This is a genomic window from Burkholderia thailandensis E264 (genome assembly GCF_000012365.1).
Taxonomy (GTDB): Bacteria; Pseudomonadota; Gammaproteobacteria; order Burkholderiales; family Burkholderiaceae; genus Burkholderia; species Burkholderia thailandensis.
In genome coordinates this window covers 1,854,742-1,871,814 of sequence record NC_007651.1, presented here as the reverse complement: position 1 = coordinate 1,871,814, position 17,073 = coordinate 1,854,742, and the positions used below count along the sequence as shown (strand labels likewise).

The window sequence follows — 17,073 nt, the reverse complement described above, 5'->3', positions numbered from 1 at the left end:
ACCTCACAGCCGGCAGTTCCGGCACGCCGCGCCATGTTAGGCAGCCGGCTGCGCCTTTTGCGCCTGCTTCACGAGACGCTCGACGGTCGGCGACAGTTGCGCGCCCACGCCTTGCCAGTACGTCAGACGGTCTTGAGCGATGCGCAGCGCTTCGCCCTTCGTCGCGACCGGGTTGTAGAAGCCGACGCGCTCGATGAAGCGGCCGTCGCGACGGTTGCGCGAATCGGTAGCGACGATGTTGTAGAACGGGCGCTTCTTCGAGCCGCCGCGAGCCAGACGGATGATGACCATATGAAATCCTTCGGGAAAACCGGGTTCGAAAACTACTGAAACGTGCGATTATAGCCCGAAACCGGTGGCACAACAAACACTTACCTGCCAAAAAACCCGCCCTCCGGCTGCGGAGGCCTACAATCGGCCTGTTGCGCGCCCCGCGCCCGCCCTGCCTTCGTCCGCCATGCGCCGCCTCATCGCCCTGTCTCGCATCGTTTCGTCCGGCCTGCCGACGTCGCTGCGCGCGGCGCCCGCCGCGTGTCTCCTTCTTGCCACAATAGCCGCCCCCGCCGCGTCGGCCGCACTGCCGATCGACGAACTCGGCGTGCCGCCCGGATTTCGGGTCCAGGTGCTCGCCGACGACGTGCCCACGGCGCGCGAAATGGCGTGGTCGCCCCGCGGCATCCTCTACGTCGGCAGCATGGACGGACGCGTCCATGCGCTCGTCGTGCGCGACGGCCACGTTCGCGAGCACCGCGTGATCGCATCGGGGCTGGAGATGCCGGTTGGGGTCGCGTATCGCAACGGCGCGCTCTTCGTGTCGGCCGTGTCGCGGATTCTACGCTTCGACCGAATCGACGAGCGAATCGCCACTCCGCCGAAACCCGCCGTCGTCACGAACACGCTGCCGGCCGACCGCCATCACGGCTGGAAATTCATCGCGTTCGGCCCCGACGGCAAGCTCTATGTGCCGACGGGCGCGCCATGCAACATCTGCATCGCCGATCGCGACCGCTACGCGATGATCGGCCGGATGAATGCCGACGGCAGCGGCTACGAGGTCTACGCACGAGGCGTCCGCAACACCGTCGGTTTCGCGTGGCATCCGGCGACGCACGAACTCTGGTTCACCGACAACGGCCGCGACCTGATGGGCGACGACCGCCCCGACGACAAGCTGAACCGCGCGCCGCGCGCGGGACTCGACTTCGGCTATCCGTTCTGCCACGGCGGCGACGTGCTCGATCCGCAGTTCGGGCGCGGTCACACATGTGCGAGCTACGCGCCGCCCGTGCTCAAGCTGGGCGCGCACGTCGCCGCGCTCGGCATGCGCTTCTATACGGGCGGCATGTTCCCTCCCGAATACCGCGACAACATCTTCATCGCCGAGCACGGCTCGTGGAACCGCAGCCGCAAGGTCGGCTACCGGGTCGTGCGCGTGATCGCGTCGCCCGACGGTCGCGCCGCGCGCCAGGAAACGTTCATCGACGGGTGGCGGCGGCCCGACGAAAGCGTGTGGGGGCGCCCCGCCGACGTATTGCCGCTGCCGGACGGCTCGCTCCTCGTCAGCGACGACTACGCGGGCGCGATCTACCGGATCACCTATGATGCGACGCATTGACGCAGTCTTGGCGTGACCACGCCGCGCCCCGCATCGTAGAATGCGAGCCGACCACCGCGCCCGGGCCTCGCCCGAGCGTCCACGAAGAAGACCCATTGCCCCCCGACATGTCCAGCAGCACGTCCACGCCGCCCCGCTTTCGCTCGAAGACGCTTACCGCACTGCTCGCCTTCCTGTTCGGCTCGCTCGGCGCGCACCGCTTCTATCTGTATGGCTGGAAGGACCTCGCCGGCTGGGCGCACCTGCTGGCGACGATCGTCGGCATTCCCGGCTTCCTGTTGCTCGCCGCATCGGGACGGGCCGCCGCGCTCGGCTGGTGGCTTGCCGTGCCCGGCGCGATATCGCTGCTCGCCGCGTTTCTCGCGGCGCTCGTCTACGGGCTGCGCGCCGACGACAAGTGGGACGCGCAATTCAATGCCGAGACGGGCCGCCACAGCCGCTCCGGCTGGGGTGTCGTGTTCGTCGTCATCTTTTCGCTGCTGATCGGCGCATTTCTGCTGATGACGGGGCTCGCGCTTGCGTTCCAGACGTATTTCGAATCGCAGGTCGAAGCCGCCAAGCAAATTTCGCAATGACGCATCCGCCGGCTCAGCCAGCGTGACACGACGCGCCGCCCGTGTCGCTCAGAACAGGCTGAGTTGCGGATGGTCTTTCGTTTGCGCCGCCTCGCGCGGCTGTGGGTGCGACCTCATCGGCGTCGATCGCTGCGGCGCGCAAAATTGCGAGAAATCGAGAATCCCTCGCGCGCGTTCGTTCAGCCCGCAACGCTTGACCGCCATCCGGAAGCGCTGCTTGAGCAGATCGGCCCACATCCCTTCGCCCTTCATCCGGCGGCTGAAATCCGCGTCGTAATCCTTGCCGCCGCGCATGTCCCGCACGCGCGCCATCACCCGCTCCGCGCGATCGGGGAAATGCGCGGCGAGCCATTCGGTGAAAAGCGGCGCGACTTCCCACGGCAGCCGCAGCACGATGTAGCTCGCGTGCGTCGCGCCCGCGTCCGCGCACGCCTCGAGCACGCGTTCGAGATCGGGTTCGGTGACGAACGGGATCATCGGCGCGACGCTCACGCCGACCGGCACCCCGGCGTCGCGCAACGCGCGGATCGTCCGAAGCCTGCGCGCCGGCGTCGCGGCGCGCGGCTCGAGCGCACGCGCGAGCTCGGGATCGAGCGTCGTGATCGTCACGGCCGCCATCACCTGCCGTCGCTCGGCCATCGGCACGAGCAGATCGAGATCGCGCTCGATCAGCGACGACTTCGTGATCGCGGCGAACGGCTGACCGTGGTCGCGCATCACCTGGATCAGTTGCCGCGTGATCCGCAGTTCTCGCTCGACCGGCTGATACGCGTCCGTATTCACGCCCAGTGCGATCGGCTCGGGCACGTAGCGCGGCCTCGCGAGCTCGCGCTCGAGCAACTCCGCGGCGTTCATCTTCGCGTAGATCCGGCTCTCGAAATCCAGCCCCGGCGACAGCCCGAGATAGCTGTGCGTCGGCCGCGCGAAGCAGTAAATGCAGCCGTGTTCGCAGCCGCGATAAGGGTTCAGCGACACGTTGAACGGAATATCCGGCGACGCATTGCGCGTGAGGATCGTCCTCGCTCGCTCCTCGAACACCTGCGTGCGCAACGGCACGGGCGGCTCGCCATCGTCGTCGCGCGCCCAGCCGTCGTCTACCGTCTCGCGCTCGACGGTCTCGTAGCGCCCCTGCAGGTTGCCCACCGCGCCGCGCCCCTTGCGGGGCGCGGGCGGCGCCACCGGATATTCGACGTCGGATCGTTCGCTCATCGTGCCTCTGGTACGCGGCCCGGGCCGCCAATGACAAAACCGCCAATTACTGTATAAACATACAGTAATTGGCGGTTTGTGCCAAGCGCTTCGGGCAGGCGTTCGCGCGCTCACTCGTCGACCGCGATCATCAGCGTCTCCTTGATCTCCTCCATCACGACATAGCTCTTCGATTGTACGGCGCCCGGCAACTGAAGCAGGATGTCGCCGAGCAGCTTCCGGTAATCGGCCATCTCGCCGATCCGCGCCTTGATCAGGTAGTCGAAGTCGCCCGACACCAAATGGCATTCGAGCACTTCGTCGATCTTCATCACCTCGCGGCGAAACTGCTCGAACATGTTGCCGTTCTTGTGATCGAGCGTGATCTCGACGAACACGAGCAGCGAGGCGCCAAGCTGCGAAGGATCGACACGCGCGTGGTAGCCGGTGATCACGCCGTCGCGCTCCATCCGCCGCACCCGTTCGATGCACGGCGTGACCGTCAGGCCGACGCGCTCGGCGAGGTCCTTCATCGCCATGCGCCCGTCCTCTTGCAGCAACTTCAGAATGCGCCGATCGAGCTTGTCGAGCGCGCGTACCGGCTGACGTTGAGTTCTCATCTCTTTTTACTGAAAATCAAAAAAATACAATAACAAAACCTGGTTGATCAACCATAACATAGCGCAAAAAACTAGGTCGAACGGAAATCGCAGAGCGCATCGGATGCGCCGCGCGCCGTCCGGCGTTTTCTCTATCCGGAGCAGCTATGCGTGTGGTTATTTTGGGCAGTGGCGTGGTTGGCGTGGCAAGCGCCTATTATCTGGCGCGCGCGGGCCATGAAGTCACGGTGATCGACCGCGAGGCCGGCCCCGCCCTTGACACGAGCTTTGCGAACGCGGGCCAGATCTCGCCCGGCTACGCGGCGCCGTGGGCCGCGCCCGGCGTGCCGCTGAAGGCCGTCAAGTGGATGTTCGAGAAGCACGCGCCGCTCGCGATCCGCCTCGACGGCACGCGCTTCCAACTGCAATGGATGTGGCAGATGCTGCGCAACTGCACGACCGAGCGCTATGCGCTGAACAAGGGCCGGATGGTGCGCCTTGCCGAATACAGCCGCGATTGCCTGCAGGCGCTGCGCGCGGAGACGGACATCCAGTATGAAGGCCGCACGGGCGGCACGCTGCAGGTCTTCCGCACGCAGCAGCAACTCGACGGCGCCGCGAAGGACATCGCCGTGCTGCGGGAAGCGAACGTGCCGTTCGAGCTGCTGTCGAGCGACGAACTGAAGAAAGCCGAGCCGGCGCTCGCCGCGGTGTCGCACAAGTTGACGGGCGGCCTGCGCCTGCCGGGCGACGAAACGGGCGACTGCCAGCTCTTCACGACGCGTCTCGCCGCGCTCGCCGAGCAGCTCGGCGTGAAGTTCCGCTTCAACACGCGCATCGATGCGCTCGCCGTCGCGGGCGGCAAGATCGCGGGCGTCCAGTGCGGCGGCGAAATGGTGCGCGCCGACGCCTACGTGGTCGCGCTCGGCGCGTTCTCGACGAACCTCGTCGCGAATCTCGTGAAGATTCCGGTGTATCCGCTGAAAGGCTATTCGATCACCGCGCCGATCGTCGACGCGGCGAAAGCGCCCGTGTCGACCGTGCTCGACGAGACCTACAAGATCGCGATCACGCGTTTCGACGAGCGGATTCGCGTCGGCGGAATGGCGGAGATCGTCGGCTTCGACAAGCGACTGCGCCAGGCGCGCCGCGACACGCTCGAAATGTGCGTGAACGACCTGTTCCCGGGCGGCGGCGACACGGCGAACGCGTCGTTCTGGACCGGCCTGCGGCCGATGACGCCGGACGGCACGCCGATCGTCGGCCGCACGCCCGTGCCGAATCTGTTCCTGAACACGGGCCACGGCACGCTCGGCTGGACGATGTCGTGCGGCTCCGGCCAGTTGCTCGCCGATCTGATGTCCGGCAAGAAGCCCGCGATCCGCGCGGACGATCTGTCGGTGCATCGCTACCTGAGCGAGACGGACGGCGAGCATCGCCCCGCGTACGCATGACGCGCTGACGCGCGACCGAGGCGGCCCGTGTGCAGCGGCCGCCTCTCCAAAAAGAACGGTGCCCGAGGGCGCCGTTCCGCGTTGCGGCGCCTGGCGGCCGCCCCGACGCTCAGAACTGGTCTTCCGTCAGCGCGAACACGCCCTGCCCGCCCTTCGCGCCGACGATCGCAGCTTCGAACCCGCTTGCCTGCGCGAGGATGTGCTCCGCATAGAATTGGGCGATCGCGATCTTCGCGTCGTAGAACTTCGGATCATCGGCGCGCTTTTGCTGCGCGACGAGCAGCGCACGCGCCATTTGCCAGCCGCAGAGCACGACGCCCGCCAGCTTCAGATACGGCACGCTGCCGGCGAACACCGCGTTCGGATCGCCCTTCACGTTCGCGACGACGAAGTCGACGACGGCCGATAGCGCACGCGCGCCGTTCTCCAGTTGCGCCTTCATTGCGGCGAACGCCGGGCCATCGTGCGCGCCGAGCGCTTCGGCCGTCTGACGGATCTCGCCGACGAGCGCCTTCGCGACCGCGCCGCCGTCGCGCACCGTCTTCCGGCCGACGAGGTCGTTCGCCTGGATCGCGGTCGTACCCTCGTAGATCGCGAGAATGCGCGCGTCGCGGTAGTACTGCGCGGCGCCCGTTTCCTCGATGAAGCCCATCCCGCCATGCACCTGGATGCCGAGGCTCGCGACCTCGTTGACCATCTCGGTGCTCCAGCCCTTCACGATCGGCACCAGATATTCGTAGATCGCCTGATGCTTCGCACGCACGCCTTCGTCGGCCGCGCGGTGCGCGTGATCGCTATGCGCGGCGGCCACGTAGGACAGCGCACGCGCGCCTTCCGTCAGCGCGCGCATCGTCGCGAGCATCCGGCGCACGTCCGGATGATGGATGATCGTCACCGACTGCTTCGCGGAGCCGTCGACGGGACGGCTTTGCACGCGCTCCTTCGCGAACTCGGCGGCCTTCTGGTACGCGCGCTCGGCGACGCCGATGCCCTGCATCCCGACGCCGAAGCGCGCCGCGTTCATCATGATGAACATGTACTCGAGGCCGCGGTTTTCTTCGCCGACGAGATAGCCGATCGCGCCGCCGTGGTCGCCGTACTGCAGCACCGCGGTCGGGCTCGCCTTGATGCCGAGCTTGTGCTCGATCGACACGCAGTGCACGTCGTTGCGCGCGCCGAGGCTGCCGTCGTCGTTGACGAGGAACTTCGGCACGATGAACAGCGAGATGCCCTTCACGCCTTCGGGTGCGTTCGGCGTGCGCGCGAGCACGAGGTGGACGATGTTGTCCGCCATGTCGTGTTCGCCCCACGTGATGAAGATCTTGGTGCCGAACACCTTGTACGAGCCGTCGGGCTGCGGCTCCGCGCGCGAGCGCACGAGCGCCAGATCGGAGCCCGCCTGCGGCTCCGTCAGGTTCATCGTGCCCGTCCATTCGCCGGAAATGAGCTTCGGCACGTAGCGGGATTTCTGTGCTTCGGTGCCGGCCGTGAGAAGCGCCTCGATCGCGCCGTCGGTGAGCAGCGGGCACAGCGCGAACGACAGGTTCGATGCGTTCAGCATCTCGATGCACGGCGTCGCGATCAGCTTCGGCAGGCCCTGACCGTCGTATTCGGTCGGATGCTGCAGCCCCTGCCAGCCACCCTCGACGAACTGGCGGAACGCCTCCTTGAAGCCGGGCGTCGCCGTGACGGCGCCGTCTTTCCAACTGCTCGGGTTCCTGTCGCCTTCGACGTTCAGCGGCGCGAGCACCTCGCCGCAGAACTTCGCCGATTCGTCGAGCACGGCCTGCGCCGTGTCGAAGCCGGCGTCCTCGTAGCCGGGCAGCTTCGCGACCGCGTCGATGCCGGCCAGCTCCTTCATCACGAACAGCATGTCCTTGACGGGTGCGGTATAGCTCATGTTGCTCCTCTCCTAGTCTGCTTATGGTGTGAAAAGGGGCGCTCGCCGCGCCCCTTTGTTCATGTTCGACTGGCTCGTGCGCTGAACGCGACGCGCGCCGGCTGCTGAACGTGTCAGCCGAGCTCGTTCACAAGTTCCGGCACGAGCGTGAACAGATCGCCGACGAGGCCGTAATCGGCCACGCTGAAGATCGGCGCTTCCGGGTCCTTGTTGATCGCGACGATCACCTTCGAATCCTTCATCCCCGCCAGGTGCTGAATCGCGCCCGAGATGCCCACCGCGATGTACAGCTGCGGCGCGACGATCTTGCCCGTCTGGCCCACTTGATAATCGTTCGGCACGTAGCCCGCGTCCACCGCCGCGCGCGATGCGCCCAGCGCCGCCTGCAGCTTGTCCGCCAGCGGCTCCAGCACCTTCGTGTAGTTCTCGCCGCTGCCGAGGCCCCGGCCGCCCGACACGATGATGCTCGCGCTCGTCAGTTCCGGACGATCGAGCTTCGTCACTTCGCGGCTCACGAACTGCGAGATGCCCGCGTCCGCCGCCGCGTCGATCTTCTCGACCGACGCGCCGCCGCCTTGCGCCGCGACCGGATCGAAGCCCGTCGCGCGCACCGTGATCACCTTGATCGGATCGCTCGACTGCACCGTCGCGATCGCGTTGCCCGCGTAGATCGGGCGCTCGAACGTGTCGGCCGAATCGACCGCCGTGATGTCCGAGATCTGCGCGACGTCCAGCTTCGCCGCGATGCGCGGCGCGATGTTCTTGCCGTACGCGGTCGCCGGCGCGAGGATGTGCGAGTAGTCCTTCGCGACGTTCAGCGCGGTCGCCTCGACGTTTTCCGCAAGACCGTCCGCCAGTTGCGGCGCGTCGGCCAGCAGCACCTTCGACACGCCCGCAATCTTCGCCGCCGCGTCCGCCGCGCCCTGCGCATTGTGGCCCGCCACCAGCACGTGAATGTCGCCGCCGATCTTCGTTGCCGCGGCCACCGTGTTCAGCGTGGCGGCCTTGATCGACGCGTTGTCATGTTCCGCAATAACCAGAATCGTCATCTCTTTGCGCTCCCCTTACAGCACCTTGGCTTCGGTCTTCAGCTTCTCGACCAGCGTCTTCACGTCCGCGACCTTCACGCCCGCCGCGCGCTTGGGCGGCTCGACCACCTTCAGCGTCTTCAGACGCGGCGCGACGTCCACGCCCAGGTCCTCCGGCTTCACCGTCTCCAACGGCTTCTTCTTCGCCTTCATGATGTTCGGCAGCGTCACGTAGCGCGGCTCGTTCAGGCGCAAGTCCGTCGTCACGACGGCCGGCAGCGTCAGCGACAGCGTTTCCGCGCCGCCGTCCACTTCACGGGCGACGGTCGCCTTGCCGTCCGCAACCGTCACCTTCGACGCGAACGTCGCTTGCGGCAGATTCGCGAGCGCGGCGAGCATCTGGCCCGTCTGGTTCGAGTCGTCGTCGATCGCCTGCTTGCCGAGAATCACGAGCTGCGGCTGCTCCTTGTCGACCAGCGCCTTCAGGATCTTCGCGACGGAAAGCGGCTGCACCTCGTCATTCGATTCGACGAGAATCGCGCGGTCCGCGCCGATCGCGAGCGCCGTGCGAAGCGTTTCCTGAGCCTGCGCGACGCCCACCGACACCGCGATCACCTCGGTCGCCACGCCCGCTTCCTTCAGGCGCACCGCTTCCTCAACGGCGATCTCGTCGAACGGGTTCATCGACATCTTCACGTTCGCGATATCGACGCCCGTGCCATCCGACTTCACGCGGACCTTCACGTTGTAATCGACCACTCTTTTCACTGGCACCAGGATTTTCATGCACACGCTCCAAAGTTACGAATACGACCAGCGGCCATTCTATAGCGTGGCTCGCCCACGCGGCGGCGACGCCGGTCATTCAATTTGCGGCTACGCCGAGGATAGCGCTCCGTTGCGGCATGCCGATAATAGCGAACGGTCGTTCTATTTTAAAAGAGAAAAAACCCGGACGCCAAGCCCGGGCTTTCGATCTCCACCTCTAATCAGCGGCGCGCCCTCTTGTTCGCCCTACCAGGCGGCGATCACCGCGCCGCCGAATTGGCGCGCGATGAAGCGCTTCACCTCGGGCGACCGGTATGCGGCAACGAGCTTCGCGACCCACGGCTTGTCCTTGTCCTCGGCGCGCACCGCGAGAATGTTCGCGTACGGACCGTTCGGACCCTCGATTGCGATCGCGTCCTGTTTCGGCTTCAGGCCGGCTTCCATCGCGTAGTTCGTGTTGATCGCGGCCGCGTCGACGTCGGCGAGCGAGCGCGGGATCTGCGCGGCATCGAGCTCGACGAGCTTCAACTGCTTCGGGTTGTCGACGACGTCGAAGCGCGTCGCCTTCAGGCCCGCGCCGTCGCGCAGCTTCAGCAGGCCCTGCTTCTGCAGCAGCAACAGCGCGCGGCCGCCGTTCGTCGGATCGTTCGGGATCGCAATCCGCGCCCCCGGCCGCAAATCCGCAAGCGACTTCACGCGCTTCGAATAGATGCCCATCGGGAACGTGACCGTATCCGCGACCTTGACGATCTTGTAGCCGCGATCCTTCACCTGCGCTTCGAGATACGGGCCATGCTGGTAGCTGTTCGCGTCGAGGTCGCCCGCCGCGAGCGCCGCGTTCGGCTGCACGTAGTCGGAGAATTCGACGATGCGGATGTCGAGCCCGCTCTTCGCCGCGACCTTCTTCACTTCCTCCATCACCTGCGCATGCGGGCCGCCCGTCACGCCGACCTTGATCGTCTGCGCCTGCGCCTGCGCGTGCGCGCTCGCGACGCACGCGGCCGCGCCGAGCACGGCGGCGAGCTTCAGCATCGTTCTTCGTTGCATCTTCGGATCTCCTCTGCGGTTGTGGCGCCGTCGCATGTCGAGACGCGCGGCGCTCGTTCGTCTTCGATTGTCGATTGCGTCACTTGTGGCTCAGGCGCCGCACGAGCCAGTCGCCGAACGACTGCACGATCTGCACGAACACGATCAGGATCGCGACGACCGTCCACATTACTTCGGGCAAATAGCGCTGATAGCCGTAGCGGATGCCGAGGTCGCCCAGGCCGCCGCCGCCGATCGCGCCCGCCATCGCCGAATAGCCGACGAGCGACACGAACGTGATCGTGAGCCCCGCGACGATGCCCGGCAGCGATTCGGGCAGCAGCACCTTGAACACGATCTGGCCCGTCGTCGCGCCCATCGCCTGCGCGGCCTCGATGAGGCCGCGGTCGACTTCGCGCAGCGCCGTCTCGACGAGCCGCGCGATGAACGGCGCCGCCGCGATCGTGAGCGGCACCACGGCCGCGGCCGTGCCGATCGACGAGCCGACGGCCAGACGCGTGAACGGAATCACCGCGACGAGCAGGATGATGAACGGCGTCGAGCGCACCGCGTTGACGACGCCGCCCAGCACGCGGTTCACCGCGAGGTTCTGCAGCACGCCCTGGCGGTCGGTCAGATAGAGCAGCACGCCGAGCGGCAGGCCGACGAGCGCGCCGACCGCTCCGGAGATGCCGACCATGATCAGCGTCTCCCAGAACGACTGCACGAACATATCGAACATTTCACTCAACATACGAAAGCTCCTCGACGACCACGCCCTGCTCGCGCAGATACGCGAACGCCTGCCCCACCTTGCCCGGCTCGCCCGTGGCGAGCACCGCGAGCGAACCGAACGCGCGGCCCTGAATCTCGTCGATCTGGCCGTGCAGGATGTTGAAGTCCAGCTCGTAGCGCCGGATCGTCTCCGACAGGATCGGCTGGTCGACGCCCGAGCCCGTGAACGCGAGGCGCAGCAGATGGCCCGAGCCCGTCTTCAGGCGCTCGGCGACGCGCGCCTTCATCGCGGGCGGCAGCTCCTGCGCGATCACGTCGCCGATCAGCGCGCGCGTGACTTCGTGATGCGGGCGCATGAACACGTCGATCACGTTGCCTTCCTCGACGACGCGCCCCGCGTCGAGCACCGCGACGCGATCGCACACGTCCTTGATCACTTCCATTTGGTGCGTGATGAGAACGATCGTGAGGCCGAGTTCGCGGTTGATGCGACGAAGCAAGTCGAGGATCGCGCGCGTCGTCTCGGGGTCGAGCGCGGACGTCGCTTCGTCCGACAGCAGCACCTTCGGCTTGCTCGCGAGCGCGCGCGCGATGCCGACGCGCTGTTTCTGCCCGCCGCTGATCTGCGCCGGATAGCGATCCTTCTGCGCGGCGAGGCCGACGAGATCGAGAAGCGGCAGCACGGTCGCCTCGATTTCCGCGCGCTTTACGCCGGCGAGCTCGAGCGGCAGCGCAACGTTGCCGAACACCGTGCGCGACGACAGCAGGTTGAAGTGCTGGAAGATCATCCCGATGTCGCGCCGCGCGCCGCGCAGCTCGCCCGCCGACAATTGCGTCAGGTCGCGCCCGTCGACGAACACGTTACCTTCGGACGGCCGCGTGAGCAGGTTGATCGTGCGCACGAGCGTGCTCTTGCCCGCGCCGCTGCGGCCGATGATGCCGAATACCTCGCCCTGCGGAATCGTCAGATTGACGTTGTGCAACGCTTCGATCCAGCCGCGAGGCCCCTCGAAACGCTGCGAAAGGTTGCGAATTTCGATCATGTAAAAAACGGCGGAACGGCGCAGCCGGATGTGCCGGGCTTCGCTGTCGGCCGCCGCCGCATCTAGGAAATAGCCCGCGAGTTTACCGCATTCGTCACATTTCCCTTAATAATCGATTTCCACCTTTTCATAACCAAAGGCGATTAGAGGACGACGCCCGCACGGGCGGTCACGGACGGCGTCTATGATCGAGCCCATCCTTCATCATGACACTCCGGAGACGCCCGTCATGGATGCCGCCGCTTCGACTTCGCCCGGTCTAGCCGCCGATCCCGGCTCCGCCCCTCGGCGCGGGCGCCTGCGCACCGCCGACGGGCTCGAGCTCGCGTCCTATCGTTGGCCCGCAGCCGGGCTCTCGCCCGCGGCGCCGCGGGCGACCGTCGCGCTCGTGCACGGGCTCGCCGAGCACGCGGGACGCTACCAGGCGCTCGCCGAGCGGCTGAATGCGGCGGGCATCGAGGTTGTCGCGATCGATTTGCGCGGGCACGGGCATTCGCCCGGCGAACGCGCGTGGGTCGAGCGCTTCGATCAATATCTGGAGGACGCGGACGCGCTCGTCGCAAGCGTCGCGCGCGACGACACGCCGCTCTTCCTGATGGGACACAGCATGGGCGGCGCGGTCGCCGCGCTCTATGCGGTCGAGCGCGCGGCCGTGCGTCGTCCGGGCTTGACGGGCCTGATCCTGTCGAGCCCCGCGCTCGCGCCGGGACGCGACGTGCCGAGGTGGATGCTCGCGATGAGCCGCTTCATCAGCCGCGTGTGGCCCCGCTTTCCGGCGATCAAGATCGACGCCGCGCTGCTGTCGCGCGATCCGGCCGTGGTCGCCGCGAATCGCGCCGACCCGCTCGTCCATCACGGCCCGGTGCCGGCGCGCACGGGCGCCGAGATTCTCGACGCGATGCGACGAATCGAGGCCGGCCGCGCGGCGCTGCGCGTGCCCGTCCTCGTCTATCACGGCACCGCCGACAAGCTGACCGAACCCGACGGCAGCCGCGACTTCGGCCGGCATGTCGGCTCGCCCGACCGCACGCTCACGCTGTACGAAGGCAACTATCACGAGACAATGAACGATCTGGAACGTGAGCGCGTGATCGGCGCGCAGATCGACTGGATCGCCGCGCGCGCGCCGGCGCGCGGTTGAGGCAGGGCCCGGGCCGGATGCGTCACGCGGAAACGAAGGCGAGGACGGAAAGAGATGCCGAGAAAGTCGCCGAACAGCGCGCCGACCGTTTCACGCGAAGGGAGGACGCGCACGGCGACCGCGCCATCGCGCCATCGCGCCGCCGCGTTGGCGGCCGTTCGGACACCCGCGCGTTCGAGCGCGGCGGCATGGAGGAAACGGGCACCGACGTGCGTCCCCGATGCTCGGCGACGCACGTCGGTCATGCGCCAACCTATGCTGACGCACGCCTACGCTCGGCGCCCGGCGTCGAACGTCGGCGCCGATGCCATCCGCGATGCGCGTCCGGGGGGCGCTCACACGCCTGCGAGCACGCGCAGATGCGCGACCACGCTGCGCCCGAGCGCGGACAGGTTGTAACCGCCTTCGAGGCAGCTCACGATCCGGCCTTGCGCATGCCGACGCGCGACTTCGCAGACCTGCTGCGTGAGCCACTCGTAGTCGGCCTCGACGAGCCCCATCCCGCCGATGTCGTCTTCGCGATGCGCGTCGAACCCCGCCGACACGAACAGCATCTGCGGCTTGAACGCATCGAGCCGCGGAAGCCACATCAGGTCGACCGCCTCGCGCACCGCCATCCCGTTCGTGCGCGCGGCCATCGGCAGATTGACCATGTTCGGCGCCTGATGGTCGACGCCCGAAAACGGATACAGCGGATGCTGAAAGAAGCTGCACATCAGCACCCGCTCGTCGTTCGCGAACGCGGCCTCGGTGCCGTTGCCGTGATGGACGTCGAAATCGATGATCGCCACACGCTCGAGACCGTGGATCTCGAGCGCATGGCGCGCGGCGATCGCGACGTTGTTGAAGAAACAGAAGCCCATCGCGCGCGCGGGCTCCGCATGATGGCCGGGCGGGCGCACGCTGCAGAACGCGTTGTCGTAGCGGCCTTCGAGCACCGCGTCCGTCGCCTCGACGGCCGCGCCCGCCGCGCGCAGCGCCGCGCGCCACGTGTAGCGGTTCAGCGACGTGTCGGGATCGATCTCGACGTACCCTTCCTTCGGAATCCGGCTGCGGATGTAGTCGATGTGCGCCTGCGTATGCACGCGGGCCAGCGCCGTCTCGCTCGCGAACGGCGCCGTCTCGTGGACGATCAGGTCGTCGATGCGGCTCGCGATCAGTTGATCCTGGATCGCCGACAGCCGCGCCGGCGACTCGGGATGCCACTCCCCCATCTCGTGCAGCAGGCAGTCGGGGTGCGTGTAAAAGGCCGTTGGCATAAGCTCGTTCCGCGACGCGGCCGGTGCGCGCCGCAGGTCTCCGTCAAGGATGTCCGCGATATCGTCTGGTGCGAAGTTCGCCGCTAACTTACCACATCGCGCCCCGCGCCGGGCCGGTGCGACGGGCGTGTCGGTTATACTGACCCGAAATCATCCGCCTCGTCCGCTTCGCCTCGACATGACCTTCAACCAGCCTGCCGCACCCGTCTCGCTCGCTTTCCGTCTTCGCTTCCCGCTCGCCGCGCTGTCGCTCGCCGCGACGCTCTTCGCGTCAGCCGCCGTCGCGCAAACGCAGCCCGCCGCGACCATCGTCGCGCAAGGGCAGCCGCAGCCGAGCGTGCCGCAAGGGCAAACGTTCGAAGAGGAAATCGTTCCGCAGCGCTACGCGAACAATGCGAAGATCGACGCGTTCATCGCCGACATGGTCGCGCGCCACGGCTTCGACGCAAACGCGCTGCATGCGCTGTTCGCGCGCGTGAGCTACTCGGCGACCGCCGCGAAGCTCGTGATGCCCGCGCCGTCGCCCGCCGTCAAGAATTGGCGCGTCTACCAGTCGCGCTTTCTCGACGCGGTGCGCGTGAACGCCGGCGTGAAGTTCTGGCGCGCGAACCAGGGCACGCTGCAGCGTGCGTCCACGGAGTTCGGCGTGCCGCCCGAGGTGATCGTCGGCATCATCGGCGTCGAGACGATCTACGGCCGCTACATGGGCAACTTCCGCACGCTCGATGCGCTGACGACGCTCGCCTTCGACTACCCGAACACGCCGAATCGCGACGCGCGGCAGGCGACGTTCCGCAAGAATCTCGAAGACTTTCTCGTCTGGACGCGCGACAGCCAGCTCGACCCGACGAGCGTGCTCGGCTCGTACACGGGCGCGGTCGGCATTCCGCAGTTCCTGCCGAGCAGCATCCGCGATTACGCGGTCGATTACGACGGCAATGGCCACATCGATCTGCGCGCGAGCGAGGCCGACGCGATCGGCAGCGTCGCGAACTACCTGAAGCAGCACGGCTGGGAAACCAGCCGGCCTGTGGTATGGAACATCGCGCCCGACACGGGCAGCCAGGGCGTCGCGCAAGCGGCGGCCGACGGCCGGCCCGAGCCGCACTGGGCGCTTTCACAGTTGCTGCGCGCGGGCCTCGTGCTCGACGAGGCGTCCGTCAACATCGCCTCGGAGGCGAGCACGCCCGTCACCGTGATCGATCTGCCGACGCCCGGCCGCGCAACCGAATACAAGCTCGGACTGCAGAACTTCTATGTGCTGACCCGCTACAACCGCAGCTTCTTCTATGCGCTTGCGGTCTACCAACTGGGCGAGCGCGTGAAGGCGCAAATGGAGGCAAGCGGCGAGCTGATGTCGGCGCCCGCCGACGCCGCCGCTGCGGCACCCGCGCCCGCCGCGCAGCCGCCGTCCGAATGACGCCGGCACGGCGCGAAGCGCGCAATGGCCCGAATGAGAAAAGCGCCGTAGATGCGGCGCTTTTTTTCGGGTGCCTGCGAGACGGCGCCGCGCGTTACGCGGGAAACACCCCCGTCGACAGATAACGGTCGCCGCGGTCGCAGACGACGAACACGATCGTCGCATTCTCGACCTGCCGCGCGACGCGCAGCGCGACTTCGCATGCGCCGCCCGACGAGATGCCACAGAAGATGCCTTCGACGGCCGCGAGCTTGCGCGCCATCGCTTCGGACGCGGCCTGGCTCACGTTCTCGACGCGGTCGATGCGGCTACGATCGAAAATCTTCGGCAGATACGCTTCCGGCCACTTGCGGATGCCCGGAATCCGCGAGCCCTCTTCAGGCTGCGCGCCGACGATCTCGACGGCCGGATTCCGCTCCTTCAGATACTGCGACGTACCCATGATCGTGCCCGTCGTGCCCATCGCGGACACGAAGTGCGTGATGCGGCCCTCGGTCTCGCGCCAGATTTCGGGGCCGGTGCCCTCGTAATGCGCAAGCGGATTATCCGGATTCGCGAACTGATCGAGGATCACGCCCTTGCCTTCGCGCTGCATCTGGTCGGCGAGATCGCGCGCGAATTCCATGCCGCCCTTCACCGGCGTCAGCACGATTTCCGCGCCGTACGCAGCCATGCTCTGACGACGCTCGACGGACAGATCCTCCGGCATGATCAGCACCATCTTGTAGCCGCGGATCGCCGCCACCATCGCAAGCGCGATCCCGGTGTTGCCGCTCGTCGCCTCGATCAGCGTATCGCCCGGCTTGATCCTGCCTCGCTCTTCCGCCTTGCGGATCATCGACAGCGCGGGACGGTCCTTCACCGAGCCCGCCGGATTGTTGCCTTCCAGCTTCGCGAGAATCACGTTGTTGCGGGCGCGAATCTCGTCGTCCGGCAAGCGGACGATTTGCACGAGCGGCGTATTGCCGATCGTGTCTTCGATAGTTTTGTAAGCCATGAACGTCACGTTTATCCGATGCCGATGAATTGATCGATTGTAAACCAGCGGAGAAACGTGCGCGCACGACGGCCGTCAAGCACGCCGCCGAGGAGGCCCGGCCTTCCGACACTCGGTGCACTCGGTGCGCGCGAGCCGCCCGGCATCGCGATCGCCGCCCCGGCGGAGCGCCGCGCGACGTCCGCGCGCGGGTATGCTGCGTTGCGCCCATGCAAAAAGCCCGCGGCATGCGCCGCGGGAATTCGCCGCCGAAGCGGCGCCTGAAGGAGGCATCACCCTGCCGCCGGCCGCTCGATTGCAGGGCCGCCGGCACCGGAATCGTCAG

Annotated in this window: 16 protein-coding genes; 5 read left to right on the top strand and 11 right to left on the bottom strand. The window is 67.0% G+C overall.

Annotation, left to right across the window (positions count from 1 at the left end; all coding sequences use genetic code 11):
- Positions 1-36: 36 nt before the first annotated feature.
- Positions 37-291: a 30S ribosomal protein S16 gene (gene rpsP / locus BTH_RS20675; RefSeq protein WP_004189402.1), complete on the bottom strand. Its 255-nt coding sequence runs from the start codon at positions 289-291 to the stop codon at positions 37-39.
- A 166-nt stretch (positions 292-457) separates the two neighbouring features.
- Between rpsP and BTH_RS20670 the strand changes: the two genes are divergently transcribed.
- Both BTH_RS20670 and BTH_RS20665 read left to right on the top strand, forming a co-directional pair.
- Positions 458-1,615, top strand: coding sequence for a PQQ-dependent sugar dehydrogenase (locus BTH_RS20670; protein ID WP_009889886.1), 1,158 nt, complete (start codon positions 458-460; stop codon positions 1,613-1,615).
- 107 nt (positions 1,616-1,722) lie between these two features.
- On the top strand, positions 1,723-2,190 hold the full coding sequence (locus BTH_RS20665; RefSeq protein WP_009889885.1) for an NINE protein: 468 nt from the start codon (positions 1,723-1,725) through the stop codon (positions 2,188-2,190).
- A 48-nt stretch (positions 2,191-2,238) separates the two neighbouring features.
- Here the strand turns inward: BTH_RS20665 and BTH_RS20660 are convergent, their stop codons facing one another.
- Together BTH_RS20660 and BTH_RS20655 are read right to left on the bottom strand one after the other, a co-directional pair.
- Positions 2,239-3,399 carry a PA0069 family radical SAM protein gene (locus BTH_RS20660; RefSeq protein WP_009889883.1) on the bottom strand — a complete coding sequence of 387 codons (1,161 nt, stop codon included), beginning with the start codon at positions 3,397-3,399 and terminating at the stop codon, positions 2,239-2,241.
- Positions 3,400-3,509: 110 nt separating this feature from the next.
- The gene (locus BTH_RS20655; RefSeq protein WP_004522368.1) at positions 3,510-3,998 is read right to left on the bottom strand and encodes an Lrp/AsnC ligand binding domain-containing protein; all 489 of its coding nucleotides are present in this window, start codon (positions 3,996-3,998) and stop codon (positions 3,510-3,512) included.
- Positions 3,999-4,144: 146 nt separating this feature from the next.
- Between BTH_RS20655 and BTH_RS20650 the strand changes: the two genes are divergently transcribed.
- Positions 4,145-5,431, top strand: a complete 1,287-nt coding sequence (locus BTH_RS20650; protein WP_009904409.1) for a D-amino acid dehydrogenase — start codon at positions 4,145-4,147, stop codon at positions 5,429-5,431.
- Positions 5,432-5,540: 109 nt separating this feature from the next.
- Here the strand turns inward: BTH_RS20650 and BTH_RS20645 are convergent, their stop codons facing one another.
- The 6 genes from BTH_RS20645 to BTH_RS20620 form a co-directional block, all read right to left on the bottom strand.
- A complete protein-coding gene (locus BTH_RS20645; RefSeq protein WP_009889880.1) occupies positions 5,541-7,331 on the bottom strand; it encodes an acyl-CoA dehydrogenase in 1,791 nt (596 codons plus the stop codon).
- Between the two features lie 113 nt (positions 7,332-7,444).
- Positions 7,445-8,380: an electron transfer flavoprotein subunit alpha/FixB family protein gene (locus BTH_RS20640; protein ID WP_009889878.1), complete on the bottom strand. Its 936-nt coding sequence runs from the start codon at positions 8,378-8,380 to the stop codon at positions 7,445-7,447.
- A gap of 15 nt (positions 8,381-8,395) precedes the next feature.
- Positions 8,396-9,145, bottom strand: coding sequence for an electron transfer flavoprotein subunit beta/FixA family protein (locus tag BTH_RS20635; protein WP_004189750.1), 750 nt, complete (start codon positions 9,143-9,145; stop codon positions 8,396-8,398).
- Between the two features lie 228 nt (positions 9,146-9,373).
- Positions 9,374-10,174, bottom strand: a complete 801-nt coding sequence (locus BTH_RS20630) for a MetQ/NlpA family ABC transporter substrate-binding protein (RefSeq protein WP_011402125.1) — start codon at positions 10,172-10,174, stop codon at positions 9,374-9,376.
- Between the two features lie 79 nt (positions 10,175-10,253).
- Positions 10,254-10,907 (bottom strand): methionine ABC transporter permease, encoded by a 654-nt coding sequence (locus BTH_RS20625; protein ID WP_004522364.1) that lies wholly within the window; start codon positions 10,905-10,907, stop codon positions 10,254-10,256.
- The gene (locus tag BTH_RS20620) at positions 10,897-11,931 is read right to left on the bottom strand and encodes a methionine ABC transporter ATP-binding protein (protein WP_009889868.1); all 1,035 of its coding nucleotides are present in this window, start codon (positions 11,929-11,931) and stop codon (positions 10,897-10,899) included. Before BTH_RS20620 ends, BTH_RS20625 begins: the two co-directional genes overlap by 11 nt.
- Before the next feature lie 298 nt (positions 11,932-12,229).
- Between BTH_RS20620 and BTH_RS20615 the strand changes: the two genes are divergently transcribed.
- Complete coding sequence (locus tag BTH_RS20615; protein WP_025404108.1) at positions 12,230-13,072, top strand: alpha/beta hydrolase; 843 nt, start codon at positions 12,230-12,232, stop codon at positions 13,070-13,072.
- Between the two features lie 335 nt (positions 13,073-13,407).
- Here BTH_RS20615 and BTH_RS20610 read toward each other — a convergent pair whose 3' ends face one another.
- Positions 13,408-14,331 carry a histone deacetylase family protein gene (locus tag BTH_RS20610; protein WP_009889864.1) on the bottom strand — a complete coding sequence of 308 codons (924 nt, stop codon included), beginning with the start codon at positions 14,329-14,331 and terminating at the stop codon, positions 13,408-13,410.
- Between the two features lie 178 nt (positions 14,332-14,509).
- Here BTH_RS20610 and mltB point away from each other — a divergent pair, with 178 nt between their 5' ends.
- The gene (mltB, locus tag BTH_RS20605) at positions 14,510-15,751 is read left to right on the top strand and encodes a lytic murein transglycosylase B (protein WP_009889862.1); all 1,242 of its coding nucleotides are present in this window, start codon (positions 14,510-14,512) and stop codon (positions 15,749-15,751) included.
- A 94-nt stretch (positions 15,752-15,845) separates the two neighbouring features.
- On the opposite strand, the gene cysM is transcribed toward mltB, so the two are convergent.
- Positions 15,846-16,748: a cysteine synthase CysM gene (cysM, locus tag BTH_RS20600; protein WP_009904404.1), complete on the bottom strand. Its 903-nt coding sequence runs from the start codon at positions 16,746-16,748 to the stop codon at positions 15,846-15,848.
- Between the last annotated feature and the right edge of the window lie 325 nt (positions 16,749-17,073).

Bases quoted from the DNA above. Each gene is read 5' to 3' on its own strand.
- BTH_RS20635 (WP_004189750.1), bottom strand. From the start codon at position 9,145: ATGAAAATCCTGGTGCCAGTGAAAAGAGTGGTCGATTACAACGTGAAG.
- BTH_RS20655 (WP_004522368.1), bottom strand. From the start codon at position 3,998: ATGAGAACTCAACGTCAGCCGGTACGCGCGCTCGACAAGCTCGATCGG.
- BTH_RS20640 (WP_009889878.1), bottom strand. From the start codon at position 8,380: ATGACGATTCTGGTTATTGCGGAACATGACAACGCGTCGATCAAGGCC.
- BTH_RS20645 (WP_009889880.1), bottom strand. From the start codon at position 7,331: ATGAGCTATACCGCACCCGTCAAGGACATGCTGTTCGTGATGAAGGAG.
- mltB (WP_009889862.1), top strand. From the start codon at position 14,510: ATGACCTTCAACCAGCCTGCCGCACCCGTCTCGCTCGCTTTCCGTCTT.
- BTH_RS20660 (WP_009889883.1), bottom strand. From the start codon at position 3,399: ATGAGCGAACGATCCGACGTCGAATATCCGGTGGCGCCGCCCGCGCCC.
- BTH_RS20630 (WP_011402125.1), bottom strand. From the start codon at position 10,174: ATGCAACGAAGAACGATGCTGAAGCTCGCCGCCGTGCTCGGCGCGGCC.
- BTH_RS20670 (WP_009889886.1), top strand. From the start codon at position 458: ATGCGCCGCCTCATCGCCCTGTCTCGCATCGTTTCGTCCGGCCTGCCG.
- cysM (WP_009904404.1), bottom strand. From the start codon at position 16,748: ATGGCTTACAAAACTATCGAAGACACGATCGGCAATACGCCGCTCGTG.
- rpsP (WP_004189402.1), bottom strand. From the start codon at position 291: ATGGTCATCATCCGTCTGGCTCGCGGCGGCTCGAAGAAGCGCCCGTTC.
- BTH_RS20665 (WP_009889885.1), top strand. From the start codon at position 1,723: ATGTCCAGCAGCACGTCCACGCCGCCCCGCTTTCGCTCGAAGACGCTT.
- BTH_RS20625 (WP_004522364.1), bottom strand. From the start codon at position 10,907: ATGTTGAGTGAAATGTTCGATATGTTCGTGCAGTCGTTCTGGGAGACG.
- BTH_RS20610 (WP_009889864.1), bottom strand. From the start codon at position 14,331: ATGCCAACGGCCTTTTACACGCACCCCGACTGCCTGCTGCACGAGATG.
- BTH_RS20650 (WP_009904409.1), top strand. From the start codon at position 4,145: ATGCGTGTGGTTATTTTGGGCAGTGGCGTGGTTGGCGTGGCAAGCGCC.
- BTH_RS20620 (WP_009889868.1), bottom strand. From the start codon at position 11,931: ATGATCGAAATTCGCAACCTTTCGCAGCGTTTCGAGGGGCCTCGCGGC.